Source organism: Macellibacteroides fermentans, from assembly GCF_013409575.1.
GTDB lineage: Bacteria > Bacteroidota > Bacteroidia > Bacteroidales > Tannerellaceae > Macellibacteroides > Macellibacteroides fermentans.
In genome coordinates this window covers 178,755-195,964 of the sequence record NZ_JACCCY010000003.1, presented here as the reverse complement: position 1 = coordinate 195,964, position 17,210 = coordinate 178,755, and the positions used below count along the sequence as shown (strand labels likewise).

Here is a 17,210-nt window from a genome sequence, read left to right as displayed (position 1 = left end):
TCATTTCAATTTTGACTTCAACGCTTTTAGTTCGTTTTGTGTATCAAAGGACGGTATTTTCTTTGTAATTTGTTCTATTTTTAACATAGTTTGAAGGATAAATTTCTGATAAGCCTCACTCTCCGGTTGGAAGGGCTTATGGTTCATCGCTTTTTGAATCTCTTCCCATTGATGCATAATTTCTTTTGTGTCGGATGTCATAAAACAGGATACAAACTGATTCCATATATATTGGATTGCCTGATTGGACGGATGGACCATATCTTCGGCGTAAAACCTGTAATCTCTCAGCTCATCCAGCATGATTTCATAAGCCGGAAAGTAGTCTGCAGATTCCGGATGCCGTTCCATCAGTTGCTGAACAGCAAGTATCAGGGTCGCCTTGCTGATCTGATTGCCATGTGCACCATCTTTCAGGTGACGGATAGGACTAACAGTAAAAAGTATCCGCAGGTCGGGGTTTATCATTCTGAGTTTTTGGATGAGCTCCGACCAAAGTTCTGTTATGCCTTCCACTGTAAGAATCTCGCGGATAAATTGCCGGTCGGGTAACTTATGGCAGTTGGCTACAATCCGGTTGTTCTCTTTTAGACGATAGATATAGGCACTCCCGAAGGTAACGAAAAGGAATTTTGCATTTGTTATGTAGTCTGATGCAAAGCTCATCTGGCGGTTGATCAGGCGAAGACAATCTTCCTCGTCAACCGAAGAAAAACGACTGTGATGATCGAAGCTATGGAAACAGCCTCCGTGCTTAAATAAATCCGAAGGTTTATATATCTTTCTATCCAAAAGAGTCTGAATGGATGACGCTACAGAGCAAGGATTGTAGAGTGTCCCAAAAGGATTGACGCAAACCTGGAATTTAGATTCATCCAGTTTTTTTCCTATATTTTCTACAAAACAGGACCCCAAAAGGAGTATTTTATCGTTGTAGGTTGCTTTAACCTGATAATTTGGAAGGGAGGTCGGGGTGCTGAATTCCATGATAAAATAGTGTGTCTAAATTATTGCGTTAGCAAAGTTATATTATATGCGCTTAATTCTCTACATTTGCATCAAAAAAATACCAGCAATGGCATCTAGCAATGAAGAGTACATATTAAATAAGATTGATTCTCCGGCCGACTTACGTTTGTTGCCTTCCGGAAAATTAGAACAGGTATGTGCCGAACTGCGTCAATATATTATTGATGTCTTGTCAGAAAATCCAGGACATCTTGGAGCTAGTTTAGGTACTGTGGAACTTACGGTGGCCTTACATTATGTATTTAATACCCCCGTAGATCGCCTTCTATGGGATGTGGGACATCAGGCATACGGTCATAAAATACTGACCGGGAGAAGGGATGCATTCCATTCACTTCGGAAATATAAAGGTATAAGTGGGTTTCCTAATCCGAATGAGAGTGAATATGATGCATTCATTGCAGGGCACGCATCCAACTCTATTTCTGCAGCATTGGGTATGTCCGTTGCTTCCCTAATAAAGGGGGAGGATCAGCGACATGTGGTGGCTGTGATAGGAGACGGGGCTATGACGGGTGGATTGGCTTTTGAAGCATTGAATAATGCTTCGACAGATCCGAATAATCTGCTCATTGTCTTGAATGATAATAATATGGCTATCGACCATAGTGTAGGGGGCCTGAGTGAATATCTCGTAAATATCACAACGAGTCAGACTTACAACAAAATGCGTTACGACGTATACCGCGGACTACGGAAGCTGAATTTGATTTCGGAAGACAGTCGCGGTAGTATTTTGCGCTTTAATAACAGTCTGAAAGCACTGATTACGCAACAACATAATTTGTTCGAAGGATTCAGTATACGTTACTTCGGTCCGGTTGACGGTCACGATGTGAACTATATGGTGAAAGTGCTGAATGATATAAAGGATATGAAGGGGCCAAAACTTCTGCATATCCGTACCGTGAAAGGAAAAGGTTTCAAACCTGCTGAGGAGTCGGCTACCGAATGGCACGCTCCGGGTAAATTCAATAAGGAAACAGGGAAACGAATCATCGCTCCGCCTACTGTTGAACCTCCTTTGTTTCAGGATGTTTTTGGACATACATTAGTGGAATTGGCATCTAAAGACGAGCGGATCGTGGGGGTAACTCCGGCTATGCCTACGGGGTGTTCGATGACTTATATGATGAAGGAGTTTCCAAGTCGCGCCTTTGATGTGGGAATTGCAGAAGCACATTCCGTTACATTTTCGGCAGGTATGGCAAAAGAGGGATTGATCCCTTTCTGCAATGTATATTCATCTTTTATGCAAAGGGCTTACGATCAGCTGATTCACGACCTGGCTTTACAGAAGCTTCATGTGGTGCTTTGCCTGGATAGAGGCGGACTGGTTGGAGAAGATGGTGCAACTCATCACGGTGTATTTGATTTAGCCTATATGCGTCCGATCCCTAATCTGGTGATCGCATCTCCCATGAATGAGCATTATCTGCGAAATCTTATGTTTACCGGCTATAAATACGATGGCCCGTTTGTAATTCGATATCCGCGCGGCAAGGGGGTATTGGTAGACTGGAAAAATGAAATGACTCTTATGCCCGTCGGAAAGGGGCGTAAACTAACGGATGGCACTGATGTGGCGATTTTATCCATTGGTGCTTCCGGAAATGACGTGTCGAAAGCAATTGAATTAGTCTCCGCTGAGGGCCTTTCTGTTGCCCATTACGATATGATTTATCTAAAACCGATTGATGAGGATCTTTTACATGAAGTAGGAAAGAATTTTTCAAAAATTATTACGGTTGAAAACGGAGTTATTCAAGGAGGTTTAGGCAGCACTGTTCTTGAATTTATGTCGGATAACGGATATTATCCCCGCATAAAAAGGATTGGCATCCCTGATAAATTTATAGAACACGGCTCTGTGCCTGAATTAAATAAACTGTGCGGTATCGATGTTGGAAGCATTGCTGCATGCATACGGAATTTGGTGTCTTTTGAGTGTTAGAATTTTTTTTGGTGGTTTTCAAAAATAGGTCTTTTATTATATAGGTCTTTTATTATAAGTGTATGAAAATTGTCATTGCCGGTGCTGGTGAAGTGGGTACTCACTTGGCCAAAATGTTGTCGCAGGAAAATCAGGATATTATCTTGATGGACCCAAATGAGGAACGCTTGAAATTTACCAATAACATGGAGGTTCTGGCGATGGTAGGTAATCCTACTTCTTTAAAGGATTTGCAAGAGTCAGGAATAAAGGATGCAGATCTTTTTATCAGTGTAACACCCGAAGAGCCTACAAATATTACGGCCTGCATGTTAGCTCATAGTCTGGGTGCCCATAAAACGCTGGCCAGGATAAATAACTACGAATATTTGCAACCCAAAAATATTGAGTTTTTTCAAAAACTGGGCATAAGTTCTATGATTTACCCCGAAATGTTGGCGGCCCGAGAGATTGTTACAGCCGTTCAGCGTCCGTGGGCTCGTCAATATTGGGAGTTGTTTGGGGGAGCCTTAATCCTTATCGGGGTAAAGGTCCGCGACAATGCTCCTATTGTGAATAAAAGGCTGACAGACCTGAGTCTGGATCAGAAGTTGTATCACATCGTAGCCATTAAACGGTGTAATGAAACTATAATCCCCCGTGGAACTGACCATATCGCTTCCGGAGATATCGTATTTTTTACTACGACGCGTGAACATGTAAAAGAGGTGCAGATTCAGACTGGCAAATCGGATCCGGAGGTAAAGAAGGTTGTTATTATGGGCGGAAGCCGCATTGCTCTTCGTACCTGCCAGTATCTGCCAAGTAATATCCGTGTAAAGGTTATTGAGACAAATAAAGAAAAGAGTCAGCGGATTGCTGAAGTGGTTCCGGGAAATGTATTGATAATTAATGGAGATGCCCGTGATACGGATCTGCTTCTGCAGGAGGGTATTAAAGATGCACAGGCCTTTATTGCGCTTACTGAAAACGCGAGTACGAATATTCTTGCATGTCTTGCTGCCAAACGATTTGGTGTTTATAAGACCATTGCCAAAATTGAAAATATAGATTATATTCCTTTGGCTGAAAGCATGGATATCGGTACAATTATCAATAAAAAGTTGATTGCCGCCAGCCATATCTATCAATTTCTTCTCGACGCAGATGTCTCCAATGTAAAATGTCTGGCATTTGCCAATGCCGACGTGGCCGAATTGGTTGCACGCCCCAATTCTAAGATTACAAAGAAGGAGGTGAGGGAGTTGAAATTACCAAAAGACATTACTTTAGGCGGTCTGATACGAGATGGCAAGCCGATGATGATTCAGGGAGACACCCATATTCAGCCTTACGACCACGTAGTGGTGTTCTGCCTGGATACAGCTATGCGAAAAGTAGAGGAGTTTTTCAACTAATCTGAAGGCTTGAGAGTATGTCACAATTGAATATCCGGTTTATTTTCAAGATGCTGGGGTTGATGTTTATCCTCGAATTCTTATTTGTATTAGTTGCAATCGCTGTTGCTTTTTACTACAAAGGAGACGATGTTTATCCCTTGTCCCAAACAGCTGGAATAATGCTGGTGTTGGGTATGTTATTTTATTTAATTGGCTTCAAGGCTAACGAGCGCTATGCGGGCAGGAGAGAGGGTATGATAACGGTAGCCCTTACCTGGGCTGTATTATCCTTCTTAGGAATGTTGCCCTTCTATCTGGGAGGGTATATTACAAATCCTGCAGATGCTTATTTCGAAACAATGTCTGGTTACACAACAACCGGTGCTACTATTTTGTCTGACATTGAAGCTTTACCCAAAGGAATTCTTTTCTGGAGGAGTTTGATTCAATGGCAGGGGGGAGTTGGTATGATTGTGTTTACGGTAGCTTTGATGCCTATCTTCGGAGGAGGAGCCTCGGAGTTATTCGATGCAGAGTCAGCAAGTATAACCCATGATCGTTTCAGACCCAGAATTACACAGGTTGCAAAAAGGTTGTGGGGGGTTTATGTATTCCTGACAGGTATTCTGGTATTGTTATTGTGGGCTGGACCAATGGACTTGTTTGATGCAGTCTGCCATTCGTTTACTACCTTGGCAACCGGGGGGTATTCCACCAAGAATGCAAGTGTTGCCTATTGGAACTCTCCCTATGTTGAATACATGATAACGATATTCATGTTTATCGGGGCTATCAACTTCACATTGATTTACTTTTTCTTTAAAGGTAACTTCAAAAAATTATTTCATGATGAGGAGTTGCGTTGGTTCTTCTTCATTGCTGTTGGCGCAATCAGCATTGCCACTAGTTGGGTTTACTTTAATGGTTTTGAGACAGATTATGAGACTTCGTTCCGAAAGGGGGCTTTTCAGGTAGTTTCTTTGCTTACTACTACTGGATTTGCAACTTCAGATTTTATTCCGTGGGGACCATTTTTCTGGCTTCTGGCTTTGATGTTGATGATTATTTGCGGATGTGCCGGATCAACAACCGGAGGATTGAAGACGGGTCGTTTTGTTATTCTTGTAAAGAGTCTGCTTAGCGAGTTTAAAAAACAGACCCATCCGCATGCTGTTATTCCGGTTAGGATGGATGGTCATGCTGTACCGGTGGATATTGTACGCCGCGTGTTGGTATTCTCATTCGTCTATGTTTTCATGATTGTGGTTTGCTGTTTTTTACTCATGTTTAATGGGGTTGGTTTTGAAGAGGCTATTGGTGGATGTGTTTCCTGCGCCAGTAATTCGGGCCCGGCGCTCGGAACAATCGGTCCGGTAAGTAACTATTCCAGTTTACCCGATTTCTCAAAGTGGGTACTTTCATTTTTAATGATGACAGGTCGTTTGGAGATATTCACGGTGTTGTCGTTATTCCTTCCGGGTTTCTGGAAACAATAATTTAACTGTATACAATAAAGTAGCCTGAAGAGTATTATCTGATGGCTACTTTCCGAACAGTTTCTTCGATTCGGATAATATAGTAGCCTTTAGAAATATTTACAAGATATTCGCCGGATGGTTGTTTCATCTCTATTTCGCGGACTTTCAGACCAACAACACTAAAGATTTCGAGTTTGCTTCCTACGGGGGCATTGACCACACTGATCCTATTGTCTGTAACCGTTATCTGGATAGAATCTTGTTTGAGTTGCATTATAGCCGCATCTTTCTGCTTCGGATATTGCTGTTGTGCAGTAGCCGAACCCAGAAGTGAAATAAATGCGATAAAAAAGCAATAGAATATGCTTCTCATACTATAAGCCTAATTTCTGACAAATGTAGGAATAATTCCTGAATGCAGTCAAGGGATTCCTGTTTTTTTCTTACTATACAGTCAGTGTCATTCCCTCATCGGCAAGGATGGTTCCCGGAAAGATCTCATCGGCCTCTTTTTTCAAGGTGTGGAGTTCTTCGTAACGGGCAGAATAATGGCCGATAACAAGCCTTTTTACATTCGCTTTTCTTGCAATCTCGGCAGCCTGACGTGCGGTAGAATGAAATGTTTCTTTAGCCCTGGCAGCATCTTCGCTCGCAAAGGTGGCTTCGTGGTAGAGTAAATCAACACCTTCTATGATCGGTATGATTTTCTCATAATATGCGGTGTCTGAACAATAAGCATACTTCTTGGGAGTACTGGCCGGCCTGGTAAGTCTTCCGTTGGGAATACGTTCTCCTTCCGGTGTTATATAATCTTCACCCCGTTTGATGGATGGTAATAGCCTTACAGGTATTTGATAGAAATCGGTCATCTCCTTAATTATATGAGCCTCTTTTGCTTTTTCGGCAAATAAAAAGCCTGATGTTGGAAGTCTGTGTTTGAGGGGAATCGAATAAACCGAAACCGACCGGTCCTCCCAAATCAGCTCATGTTGATCGGGTGCAATATGATTGAACCGGATTGGATAGGGGAGCTCCCTGCAGAAGGTGTTCAGGATAGGTCTTAAATAAGTTTCAGTCTCCTTGGGCCCATGTATAACTAATTCGCCGTTTCGCCCCAGCATCCCTAATGTGGAAATCAATCCGGGTAATCCAAAACAATGGTCACCATGCATATGAGATATAAAAATATGATTCAGCCGGCTGAATTTGATTCTCATTCTACGCATCTGAACCTGGGTAGCTTCTCCGCAATCAATCATGTATAGCTTGTCCCTCAGGTTTACAACTTGCGATGTAGCCAGATGGCGCGTGGTAGGTAATGCAGAACCACATCCCAATATATTGACTTCAAAACATTCCATATAATTAATATTAGTATTTTATATGTGGCCTTTCATGAATGAACGAATAAGATTAAACCCTAAAGTTAGTGAGGCCAGAATAGTATGCAAAGATAGGCCTTTTGTGTATATGGGAGAATAGAATAAATGAATCTTTTTGATAATCAGGGTTAAATGTAGTTCGAAGTGAGAGGTTTGATGTGAAAAAATGCAAAAAAGGACAGTCTAATTCTGTTTTTGTGCATGTTTTTCATTATGTTTGTCAGACAAAGAAAAAATAATATCATTTTGTCACAGAACATCCGGTGTGTTCTAAACCTTAACAGTAATTTTTGTGTTAAAACGGTTATATATGAAACCGGTGAAGGAATTGACTTCACCGGTTTTCTTTTTGCTTAATAAGTATGATTTCCCGAACTCATCTCTTTACTGTCAATTTTGTGTATGTCTAATGCACGCCATGCATAAAATATATAAGCAGCCACAAAAGGTACCAGAATTGAGACGTAGCTCATCACTTTTAAAGTGAAGAAGCTTGACGAACTGTTGAAGATGGTCAACGAACTCTGCAGGTCTACCGATGATGGATAATAGGCGGTGTTATTATAGCCTGTTATCAGGAAAAGGGATAATACGGTAAGCACGGTGCCACTGCCGCAGAACCAGATTCCTTTTGTGAACTTATCAGAAACGATTGTTTTACCAATTCCAAAAAGAACAGCAACAACTCCGATCAATAAGATCGCAAGTATTACAGGCATTTCTATTAAATTAATGAAATACTTGTTGGGTTGCATAAATATTTCGCCGGTAGACGGATCAATAGCATACCCTTCACGAAGCATTATGTGTACAAGAAATGCCAGAAAGAATACAAGGAATAGAGCGGCGTTGGGAAGAAGTTGCTTTCTGCAACGTGTAGTCAGCTCCTCATCGTTTATATTATTAATGAAGTAAAGTATTGCCTGCACACGAGATAAAAAGAATACGGCCAATCCCAAACATAAATTCCAGATATTAAATGCGGCTTCCAATCCATGCAGCGGATTGCTCCACGAAGAAATAACCGGCATGCCAACGTTCATAATCTGATCTTTGTTTACTGTAAATTCAGATCCCGTAAAGAATGTGGCTACTGCTGTACCTAATAATAGTGGACCGCCAATCCCATTTATCATAAGGAATATCTGGTAGGTTCGTTTCCCTAGTAAATTGCCTTTTTTTGATTGGAACTCGTATGATACAGCCTGAATAACGAAGCAAATCAAAATAATTGTCCATACCCAGTAGGCTCCGCCGAAGCTTGTGGAATAGAACAGAGGAAATGAGGCAAAAAAAGCTCCGCCGAAGGTTACCAGCGTTGTAAAAGTGAATTCCCATTTCCTTCCGGTCGAATTCAGCATCATTTTTTGCTGAAGCTCTGTTTTGCCCAGATTAAATAATAAAGACTGCCCTCCCTGAACAAACAAAAGGAAAACAAGCAGAGCTCCCAATAAAGAGATAACAAACCACCAGTAGTGTTGCAATAATATATATGTGCTATCCATAATTTCTAGTTTTATAGTGTTAATGTGAATCAGCAGGACCTTTTTTGATTTCTTTCAGCATAATTCGTATTTCGGCAATCAACAATATTGTAAAGAGAGCCAGAAACAGGAAGAACGTTATTTGAACGGAAGAGGTGCTCAGCCTGGAAATAGAAGTGCCCGTAGGTAATATATCCTGAATAGCCCACGGCTGTCTTCCTACTTCGGCAACCACCCAGCCCGCCTGACCGGCTATATATCCCAGAGGTATTGTCCAGAGACAAATATAATGCAACCACTTTTTGTTTGTAAATGTGTTTTTAAATGAGAAAATAGTGGCAATCAGGAATAAAAGAATAAAATATCCTCCCAGAATTACCATGATGCGAAATGCATAAAAGACGATGGATACATTCGGGACCAGGTCGGCCGGATCTTTTATATAACCATAACCAAAATAGGGGAAATTGGCTTCAAGTGTATCCCTGTGCTGTTTCATGGCAGCCTCATCCTTCTCTTTAGCTGCTTTTCTGTATTCGGACAGAGCCTGGATGGCTATCCTGCCCCTGTTCATTTTTTCTTCTGCGGAGAGAGCTATGCCCTGTTCTGTTTCGTATCCCCCCTTTATAAGGTCGTTAATACCCGGAACGAAGCCATCAACATCTCTTTTTGCCAGGAATGACAGCGCATAGGGAATCTGAACTCTCATAAGGAATGCATCGGCATCATCCCGGTAGCTTGTTTTTTCGGGATTGAGAATTCCTACAGCAACGAGTCCGGCTTGCTTCTGTCCGTGATACAGGCCTTCCATTGCTGCGAGCTTCATAGGCTGTTTATCTGCAACCTGATAGGCAGAGCCATCACCAGTCCAGGCGATAAGGATGGAGGAAATCAATCCAAATACAGCTCCTACCTTGATACTTGCCAAAGCAAACTCGGTATCACGTTTCTTAAGCAGGAACCAGCTGCTTACTCCAAGAACAAATACGGCTCCCAACACCCAGCCAGACAAGACTGTGTGGAAGAATTTATTTATCGCTACCGGCGAAAGTGCAACTGCCCAAAAATCGAACATTTCGTTGCGTACCGTATCCGGATTGAATTTCATACCCACCGGATACTGCATCCATGCATTGGCAATAAGAATCCAAAGTGCAGATAACGTGGCGCCGATAATTGTAAGCCAAGTGGAAGCAAGATGGAATCTCTTGCTTACTTTATCCCAGCCAAAAAACATAACAGCAATAAATGTTGCTTCCATAAAGAAAGCCAAGATACCTTCAATAGCTAAAGGCGCACCGAAAATGTCGCCAACAAACCAACTGTAATTAGACCAGTTTGTCCCGAATTCAAATTCGAGAATAATACCGGTGGCAACACCGATGGCAAAATTAATACCAAAGAGTTTCATCCAAAATTTGGCGGTGGTTTTCCAAAATTCATTTCCTGTCTTGTAATACAAGGTTTCCATAATAGCCATTACTACACCTAATCCCAACGTTAATGGAACAAACAGCCAGTGGTACATGGCAGTAAGAGCAAATTGAGCCCTTGACCAGTCAATTAGTGAAGAGTCGATACTTTCTATCATACGAAATAGTTTTTAATTGTTTATAGCGCGATCAATTAATTCTGTTGAAACGTGTTCTCCCTTTTCATCGGCAGTTTTATATTTTCCAAGATAACTCGGAAAAAAAAATAGTTTTAAAACGAAAAACATGATGAAAAGCTTGATAAGGATGATAAGCCATAAGGTTTTTCCTAGCGTCATTTGCCGGAACCCATCCATATAGAATTGATAAATTCTTATTATTACAGGTTTTTTTTTCATGATATCTAATGTTGTAATCTAAATAACAATAATAATTACAGAATGTTATCATCCTGACAAATATAAAACATCAGATGCATATTTCCCAGTTCAATTATAGTATTTATTTACAATATTTTATTTTTTATTTACATAGAGTGTTAAAAAAGATTATTTATGCCAAGAAATACGCTAAGGGGTGCTGCAAATATTACAGTATTGGCTACATTTGCCATTATTTGATCAGTGTAGAAAGGAAAATCACAACTTATTTATCATTTAAGTGCTAATCTATAAAAAAATTGTTACTATGTCGAACATCACAAGAAGATCATTTCTTCAAAAAGGAACGGCAGCAGCAGCTGCGTTGACCATTGTTCCGAACACTGTCCTTGGTAAGAGCCACGGACATACAGCTCCAACAGATAAATTGAATATTGCAGGTATCGGTATCGGAGGTATGGGTGCAGCTAATCTACGTAATATGGAAACAGAGAACATCGTAGCTCTTTGTGACGTAGACTGGAAGTATGCGAAAGGTACTTTTGACAAGTATCCTCAGGCCAAGAAATACTGGGATTACCGCAAAATGTACGACGAAATGGGTAAGTCTATCGACGGTGTTATGGTTGCTACTGCCGACCATACGCACGCTATCATTTCGGCCGATGCTATTTCAATGGGAAAACACGTGTATTGCCAAAAACCGCTTACACACTCTGTTTATGAGTCTCGTTTGCTGACTAAGCTTGCCGATAAGTATCAGGTAGCTACTCAGATGGGTAACCAGGGTTCTTCTGGCGAAGGCGTTAACCTTACCTGCGAATGGATTTGGAATGGTGAGATTGGTGAAATTACAAAGGTTGAAGCCTTTACAGACCGTCCTATCTGGCCACAAGGTTTGATGACTCCCGAAAAAGCAGACAAGATTCCTTCAACATTGAATTGGGATTTATTCTCTGGTCCTGCTGAAGTTCGTCCGTTCAACAACATCTATCACCCATGGAACTGGCGCGGATGGTGGGCTTACGGTACAGGAGCTCTAGGCGATATGGCTTGTCATATCCTTCACCCGGTATTTAAATCTTTGAAATTGGGTTATCCTACCAAGGTTCAAGGTTCATCTACTTTGTTGTTACGCGACTGTGCACCACAGGCTCAGCATGTGAAATTGACTTTCCCTGCTCGCGACAATATGCCAAAAGTAGGTATGCCTGAGGTTGAAGTACATTGGTACGATGGCGGTTTGAAACCAGATCTGCCTGCCGGATATCCTGCCGGAAGAGAAATGAACGACCAGGGTGGTGCTGTTATTTTCCACGGAACAAAAGATACATTGATTTGCGGTTGTTATGGTGTTAACCCATGGTTGTTGTCTGGTCGTAAGCCGGATGCTCCTAAGGTATGCCGTCGTGTACCAAAGAATGCTCACGAACAAGACTGGATCCGTGCAGCAAAAGAAAGTGCAGCTAACCGTGTTCCTACTGCATCAAACTTTGCAGAAGCAGGTCCTTTCAACGAAATGGTTGTAATGGGAGTATTAGCTGTACGTTTGCAGGCTTTGAACAAAGAATTGTTGTGGGATGGTCCTAATATGCGTTTCACCAATATTAGCGACGACGAAACATTGAAGATTGTTATCCGTGATGGATTCAAGATTCATGATGGTCACCCAACATTTAACAAAACAATGACCGATCCTATCAATGCGAAGAAGTTTGCTGAAGAATTAATCAAGCACAACTATCGCGACGGATGGAAATTAGTTGACATGCCTAGATAATTTTAATTAAAATAATAAAATGAAAAAAGTAGTATTATTAGCAAGTGCTGCAATTTTAATGGGATGTTTTGCATCTTGTGCAGGTGGAAATAAAAAAGCCGAAGAGGCTCCTGCCGTTGATTCAACTGCTGTTGCTGCTACTCCTGAGTACAAATTAATGGATCTGCCTACAGTAGACTTGTCTACATTCCCAAAGGATGCCGACGGATGGATCACTTTGTTTGACGGAAAGACTATGAACGGTTGGAGAGGTTATAACCGCGAAGACGTTCCTACAGCATGGGAAGTGAATGATAAGGCTATTCACATCAAAGGTTCTGGTGCCGGCGAAGCTGGTGCTAAAGATGGAGGAGATCTTGTATTTGCTCACAAATTCAAGAACTTTGAATTGGAATTGGAATGGAAGGTTGCAAAGGGTGCAAACTCTGGTATTTTCTATTTGATTCAGGAAGTGGAAGGACAACCCGCTTATATCTCTGCACCTGAGTGCCAGGTATTGGATAACGAAAATCATCCGGATGCCAAAATGGGTAAAGATGGTAACCGTCAGTCTTCTTCATTGTATGACATGATTCCTGCAAAACCACAAAATTCTAAACCTTTCGGACAATGGAACAAGGTTAAGATTATGTGCTACAAAGGAACAGTTGTTCACTACCAAAACGACGAGCCAGTTGTTGAATACCACTTGTGGACACAACAATGGAAAGAACTTCTTGACGCAAGCAAATTCAGCAAAGACAAATGGCCTTTGGCTTACGAATTGTTGCTGAACTGCGGTGGCGAAAACAAAGAAGGCTTTATCGGTCTTCAGGATCATGGTGACGATGTTTGGTTCCGCAATATTAAAATTAAACTTTTAGATTAATTTTATTTTGTCAAACAGAACTTGATATTATTAATAAGTAATACCCGGAGAGAGAAGACTCACTTCGGGTATTCTTTGTTTTCTATATCGACGGTCTGAAATAATTTAAATCATTTATAATAATACAAATGAAGAACTCGGAAAACTGTTGTGTGTACACAAAAGCTCAAATAACTTGGCTTGTGGTGTTAAGGCTGTTTATCGGATGGCATTTCATGTACGAGGGACTTGTAAAAATAATGAATCCAAAATGGACATCAATGGCCTATCTGTTGGATTCAAAAGGTCCCGCTTCCTCATTTTTCATTGGACTGACACAAGATCCAGCCACGATGAATTTGGTAAACCTCTGTAATGAGTGGGGATTGTTTTTAGTGGGTCTGGGTTTACTAACAGGCTGTCTTTCTAAATTATCCGCCATTGGTGGAATAACTTTTTTAGGAATCTATTACCTTTCTCATCCATCTTTTATTGGTGCCGGCTATATTATGCCGTTTGAAGGAACTTATCTCTGGATAGATAAGAATCTGGTGGAGTTGGCAGCCCTGGTGGTGTTGCTTGTATTCCCTACTTCCAAAATAATAGGAATAGATCGCTTGCTTGTAAAGGCTATGCCTAAAAGCATTTTGAAACTTAAATTGATTTGATGAGATGGCACAAGAAGATGTAAAGAAAACTCCGGAGAATAATCTGCCAGAATCATCCGGCCGTAGAGATGCTTTGAAAGCATTAGCTACAGTTCCTTTGTTAGGAGCAATGGCGTATGGAGTATATCAAAGACAAAAGTTTGAAAGAACACGCAGAGATATGTCTGATGTTTTTCAACTTAGCAAAGAGGGGCCAACCATGTTGGAGGCTCAGCCAAACGGAAAACAGATCCGTTTAGGTCTAATCGGTTTTGGTATCCGTGGAAAGCAATTGATGAGAGCTGCAGGTTTTGCAGAACCATCGTGGATTGATACCTTGATTGAAGCAAATAAGAAGGATAAAAAGGATAACCGCTATCAGCAATATCTGGAACAAGATGATCTGAATGTTGTTGTAAATGGGGTTTGTGATATATTTGATGTTTATGCCGAGGCTGCAGTACAGGCCAGTGCGAATATACACCGTGAGGGTAGTAACGGGAAATTTGGTCCTGCTCCCAAACGTTACCGCACTTACCAGGAATTGTTGGCGGCAGACGATATCGATGCTGTAATCATAGCAACACCCGACCATTGGCATAGCACAATGGCGATGGCTGCAGCTAAAGCCGGAAAGCATGTGTATGTTGAAAAACCATTGTCGTGGACCGTACCTGAAACATATATGGTACGCGAAGTGATCAAGGAAACCGGTATAGTTTTTCAGCTTGGACATCAGGGCCGTCAGACCGACAGCTATCAAAAGGCTAAAGAGATTATCAGCAAAGGCCTGATCGGACCTGTTAATCTGATTGAGGTATGTACAAACCGTAACGATCCCAATGGAGCCTGGGTGTACGATATTATTGAAGGCTCGTCGCCCGAGACAATCGACTGGAAACAGTTTGAGGGAGATCCGGAGCGTATCAAGGAATACCGCGACTACATGCTATCCAACAAGCTTGAGAAATATATGGGTCCGGACGATCGTTCGAAGTTCAGTCTGGAACGTTTCTTCCGCTGGCGCTGCTGGTGGGATTACAGTACAGGATTGAGCGGCGACTTGCTTACTCACGAGTACGATGCCATCAACCAGATTATGGAAGTTGGAATTCCGCATTCGGCAACCTCATCGGGAGGCGTTTATTTCTTTAAAGACGGACGCACCGTACCGGATGTATTACATACTACATTCGAGTTCCCCGAAAAGAACTTCACCATGCTTTATAGCGCTACGCTGGCAAACAGCCGTAACAGAGGTAAGGTGATTATGGGACACGATGCATCAATGGAAATCTCCAATACACTTACATTGAAAGTGGATGCCCGGTCTACACGCTATGCAGAGAAAATTGAGAAAGGTATTATTGTGCCCGACCAACCATTCTATAACTACATACCCGGACAAGATAACTCGGATACGATTACATCGGCAACCGAACTCTATTTTGCCCAGAGAGGTTTGTTGTATACCTATGTGAACGGTAAACGGTACGATACAACGTTCCTTCATATCCGCGAATGGCTGGAGTGTATCCGTCAGGGAAAAACACCGAGTTGCAACATTGATCAGGCATTCGAGGAAGCTATTACAGCCCATATGGGTACACGTGCATTTCTGGAAGGCCGTACTATGTATTGGGATAAAGATAAGGAAGAGATCGTACGGGGATAACCCGCTTTCTTTCAGCATATCTTAAAGGATGTCTTAAACCATTGGTTTAGGCATCCTTTTTGTTTTTAACGGATAAAAGCTATACCTTAATCAAAAGAAGACTATCTTTAAGCTCAAAGAATACTATATTTGTCAATCGGCTCCATGGAGACGTTTTAACGGGCCCATGGAGCTGTTGAAACGCGCCCATGGGGCGAAGCTTGTAAGGATATATATTTTAAACATAGTATAAGGAGGATGTAAGCTTACTATATACCACTTTGTATGCTACTTTAAAAAATATTCTTTTTTTGTATCTGTTTTTTGTAACCGAAAATCCACTCCCGTTGTCATATATGTAACAAGAATAATTAATTAAAATAACAACAGTATGTCAGGTTTATTAATCCCCATTGTGGCAATTATTTGTACGATTGGATTGCCAATTTTAGTAATTTCAATTATTGTGTATAAAAGCGTACAGACTAAACACCAGGAAAAACTGGCAATGATTGAAAAAGGAATGATTTTGCAGGAACCCGAAAAGCGGACAAACAAATATACCGCTTTACGTAACGGATTGCTTTTGGTTGGACTTGCAGTGGGAGCTATGATTGGTTTAGGAATCAGCGAAACGTGGCTGCGTGATAGCTTTGCCGGCGATTTTATGATTGCGATTATGACTATTTTGTTCGGAGGAATTGCCTTTTTAGCCTACTTCTTTATGATACGGAGTATGCAGAAACAGGATAATAATCCGGAAATCTAAGAAAACAGTAATTCATAAAATCAAACAGGCAAGACTGCATGGACGAACAAAGGTGGATTGAAAACATCCTGGCAGGAGATACACAAAGTTTCTCCTGCCTCGTCACAAAGTATCAGCAAATGGCCTTTAGCATCGCATTCCGTATTCTGGAGAACCGCGAAGAGGCGGAGGAGGCCGTACAAGATTCCTATGTGAAGATGTATAGGGCGCTCCCAACCTTCCAGTTCGGAAGTAAATTCTCAACCTGGTTTTATCGGATTGTGTATCACACCTCCTTATCGGCATTAAGGCAACAGCGCCTGTTTTCCAGCTATGATGAGGCAACACCAGCCGATCTGACCGACGATGATATAGACAGTGCAACGGAGATACTGCAACGCGAGGATCGGAAGGAGATTATTACCAAAGTTTTGAAAAAGATGCCAAAGGATGAAGCCCTTTTATTATCTTTGTACTATCTGGAAGAGTGCTCTATTGATGAGATCCGTCAGATTACGGAACTCACAACTTCTAATATTAAAGTAAAATTGTTCCGTGGACGGAAACATTTTTATGAATCTTTGCAGAAAATAGCTAAACATGAAATGGTAAATATGATATGAACTCTATAAATCAAAAAGCAGATAACCTTACGCGGGCTTTATTAAAGGATTGCCGCGAGACTCCACCCAAAGGGATGGATCTTAAAATCATGGATTTGATTCAAAAAGAGGCTCCCTTAAAGCGTCCGGTAATTGTAGATGAGGGCTATTCGCAAGGAGGTATAATCGCTTTAGGCATCGGATGTTTATTGTTGATCCTTGTAGGCTTGCTTTTGCTTATCACGCATAAAAATGATCTGGGTACTCTTTATTTTCAGATCAGGGAGTCGTTCCCCTACGTACTGTCTATTTTATCGATCGTGAGTTTCTTTATCTTCTTTACGATGATGGACCGGTTGATGACATATACCAAATAATATTCTTACAAAAAAAGAGAGGCACCCTCACGGTGT

The 17,210-nt window shown here is 41.4% G+C and carries 16 protein-coding genes; 10 read left to right on the top strand and 6 right to left on the bottom strand.

All coding sequences use genetic code 11. The features are described 5' to 3' along the window. Window positions 1–987, bottom strand: a complete 987-nt coding sequence (locus F5613_RS10255) for a GSCFA domain-containing protein (protein ID WP_179399687.1) — start codon at window positions 985–987, stop codon at window positions 1–3. Window positions 988–1,075: 88 nt separating this feature from the next. Between F5613_RS10255 and dxs the strand changes: the two genes are divergently transcribed. From dxs to F5613_RS10240, 3 genes are all read left to right on the top strand, one after another. Next, complete coding sequence (gene dxs / locus F5613_RS10250; protein ID WP_179399686.1) at window positions 1,076–2,983, top strand: 1-deoxy-D-xylulose-5-phosphate synthase; 1,908 nt, start codon at window positions 1,076–1,078, stop codon at window positions 2,981–2,983. 62 nt (window positions 2,984–3,045) lie between these two features. Continuing rightward, window positions 3,046–4,380: a Trk system potassium transporter TrkA gene (trkA, locus tag F5613_RS10245; RefSeq protein WP_179399685.1), complete on the top strand. Its 1,335-nt coding sequence runs from the start codon at window positions 3,046–3,048 to the stop codon at window positions 4,378–4,380. 17 nt (window positions 4,381–4,397) lie between these two features. After that, a complete protein-coding gene (locus F5613_RS10240) occupies window positions 4,398–5,858 on the top strand; it encodes a TrkH family potassium uptake protein (RefSeq protein WP_246303395.1) in 1,461 nt (486 codons plus the stop codon). 34 nt (window positions 5,859–5,892) lie between these two features. Here F5613_RS10240 and F5613_RS16535 read toward each other — a convergent pair whose 3' ends face one another. The 5 genes from F5613_RS16535 to F5613_RS10215 all read right to left on the bottom strand — a co-directional run bounded on the left by F5613_RS16535 (window position 5,893) and on the right by F5613_RS10215 (window position 10,537). Beyond that, window positions 5,893–6,213 carry a hypothetical protein gene (locus F5613_RS16535; RefSeq protein WP_079682658.1) on the bottom strand — a complete coding sequence of 107 codons (321 nt, stop codon included), beginning with the start codon at window positions 6,211–6,213 and terminating at the stop codon, window positions 5,893–5,895. Window positions 6,214–6,286: 73 nt separating this feature from the next. After that, window positions 6,287–7,201, bottom strand: coding sequence for a ribonuclease Z (locus F5613_RS10230; RefSeq protein WP_179399684.1), 915 nt, complete (start codon window positions 7,199–7,201; stop codon window positions 6,287–6,289). 374 nt (window positions 7,202–7,575) lie between these two features. Further along, a complete protein-coding gene (locus F5613_RS10225) occupies window positions 7,576–8,727 on the bottom strand; it encodes a cytochrome d ubiquinol oxidase subunit II (RefSeq protein ID WP_179399683.1) in 1,152 nt (383 codons plus the stop codon). 19 nt (window positions 8,728–8,746) lie between these two features. Beyond that, window positions 8,747–10,297, bottom strand: a complete 1,551-nt coding sequence (locus F5613_RS10220) for a cytochrome ubiquinol oxidase subunit I (protein WP_179399682.1) — start codon at window positions 10,295–10,297, stop codon at window positions 8,747–8,749. A 12-nt stretch (window positions 10,298–10,309) separates the two neighbouring features. Next, window positions 10,310–10,537, bottom strand: a complete 228-nt coding sequence (locus tag F5613_RS10215) for a DUF4492 domain-containing protein (protein ID WP_068186487.1) — start codon at window positions 10,535–10,537, stop codon at window positions 10,310–10,312. Between the two features lie 289 nt (window positions 10,538–10,826). On the opposite strand from F5613_RS10215, the gene F5613_RS10210 reads away from it, so the two are divergent. The 7 genes from F5613_RS10210 to F5613_RS10180 all read left to right on the top strand — a co-directional run bounded on the left by F5613_RS10210 (window position 10,827) and on the right by F5613_RS10180 (window position 17,174). Continuing rightward, window positions 10,827–12,299 carry a Gfo/Idh/MocA family protein gene (locus F5613_RS10210; RefSeq protein WP_179399681.1) on the top strand — a complete coding sequence of 491 codons (1,473 nt, stop codon included), beginning with the start codon at window positions 10,827–10,829 and terminating at the stop codon, window positions 12,297–12,299. 19 nt (window positions 12,300–12,318) lie between these two features. After that, the gene (locus tag F5613_RS10205) at window positions 12,319–13,167 is read left to right on the top strand and encodes a 3-keto-disaccharide hydrolase (RefSeq protein WP_079682653.1); all 849 of its coding nucleotides are present in this window, start codon (window positions 12,319–12,321) and stop codon (window positions 13,165–13,167) included. 128 nt (window positions 13,168–13,295) lie between these two features. Then, on the top strand, window positions 13,296–13,814 hold the full coding sequence (locus tag F5613_RS10200; RefSeq protein WP_079682652.1) for a DoxX family membrane protein: 519 nt from the start codon (window positions 13,296–13,298) through the stop codon (window positions 13,812–13,814). 4 nt (window positions 13,815–13,818) lie between these two features. Then, complete coding sequence (locus F5613_RS10195; RefSeq protein WP_079682651.1) at window positions 13,819–15,468, top strand: Gfo/Idh/MocA family protein; 1,650 nt, start codon at window positions 13,819–13,821, stop codon at window positions 15,466–15,468. Window positions 15,469–15,838: 370 nt separating this feature from the next. After that, a complete protein-coding gene (locus tag F5613_RS10190) occupies window positions 15,839–16,216 on the top strand; it encodes a DUF6249 domain-containing protein (protein WP_079682650.1) in 378 nt (125 codons plus the stop codon). A 38-nt stretch (window positions 16,217–16,254) separates the two neighbouring features. After that, window positions 16,255–16,818 (top strand): RNA polymerase sigma factor, encoded by a 564-nt coding sequence (locus tag F5613_RS10185; RefSeq protein ID WP_068186499.1) that lies wholly within the window; start codon window positions 16,255–16,257, stop codon window positions 16,816–16,818. Next, window positions 16,815–17,174, top strand: coding sequence for a hypothetical protein (locus tag F5613_RS10180; protein WP_079682649.1), 360 nt, complete (start codon window positions 16,815–16,817; stop codon window positions 17,172–17,174). The genes F5613_RS10185 and F5613_RS10180 overlap by 4 nt, the downstream gene beginning before the upstream one ends. Window positions 17,175–17,210: the final 36 nt, after the last annotated feature.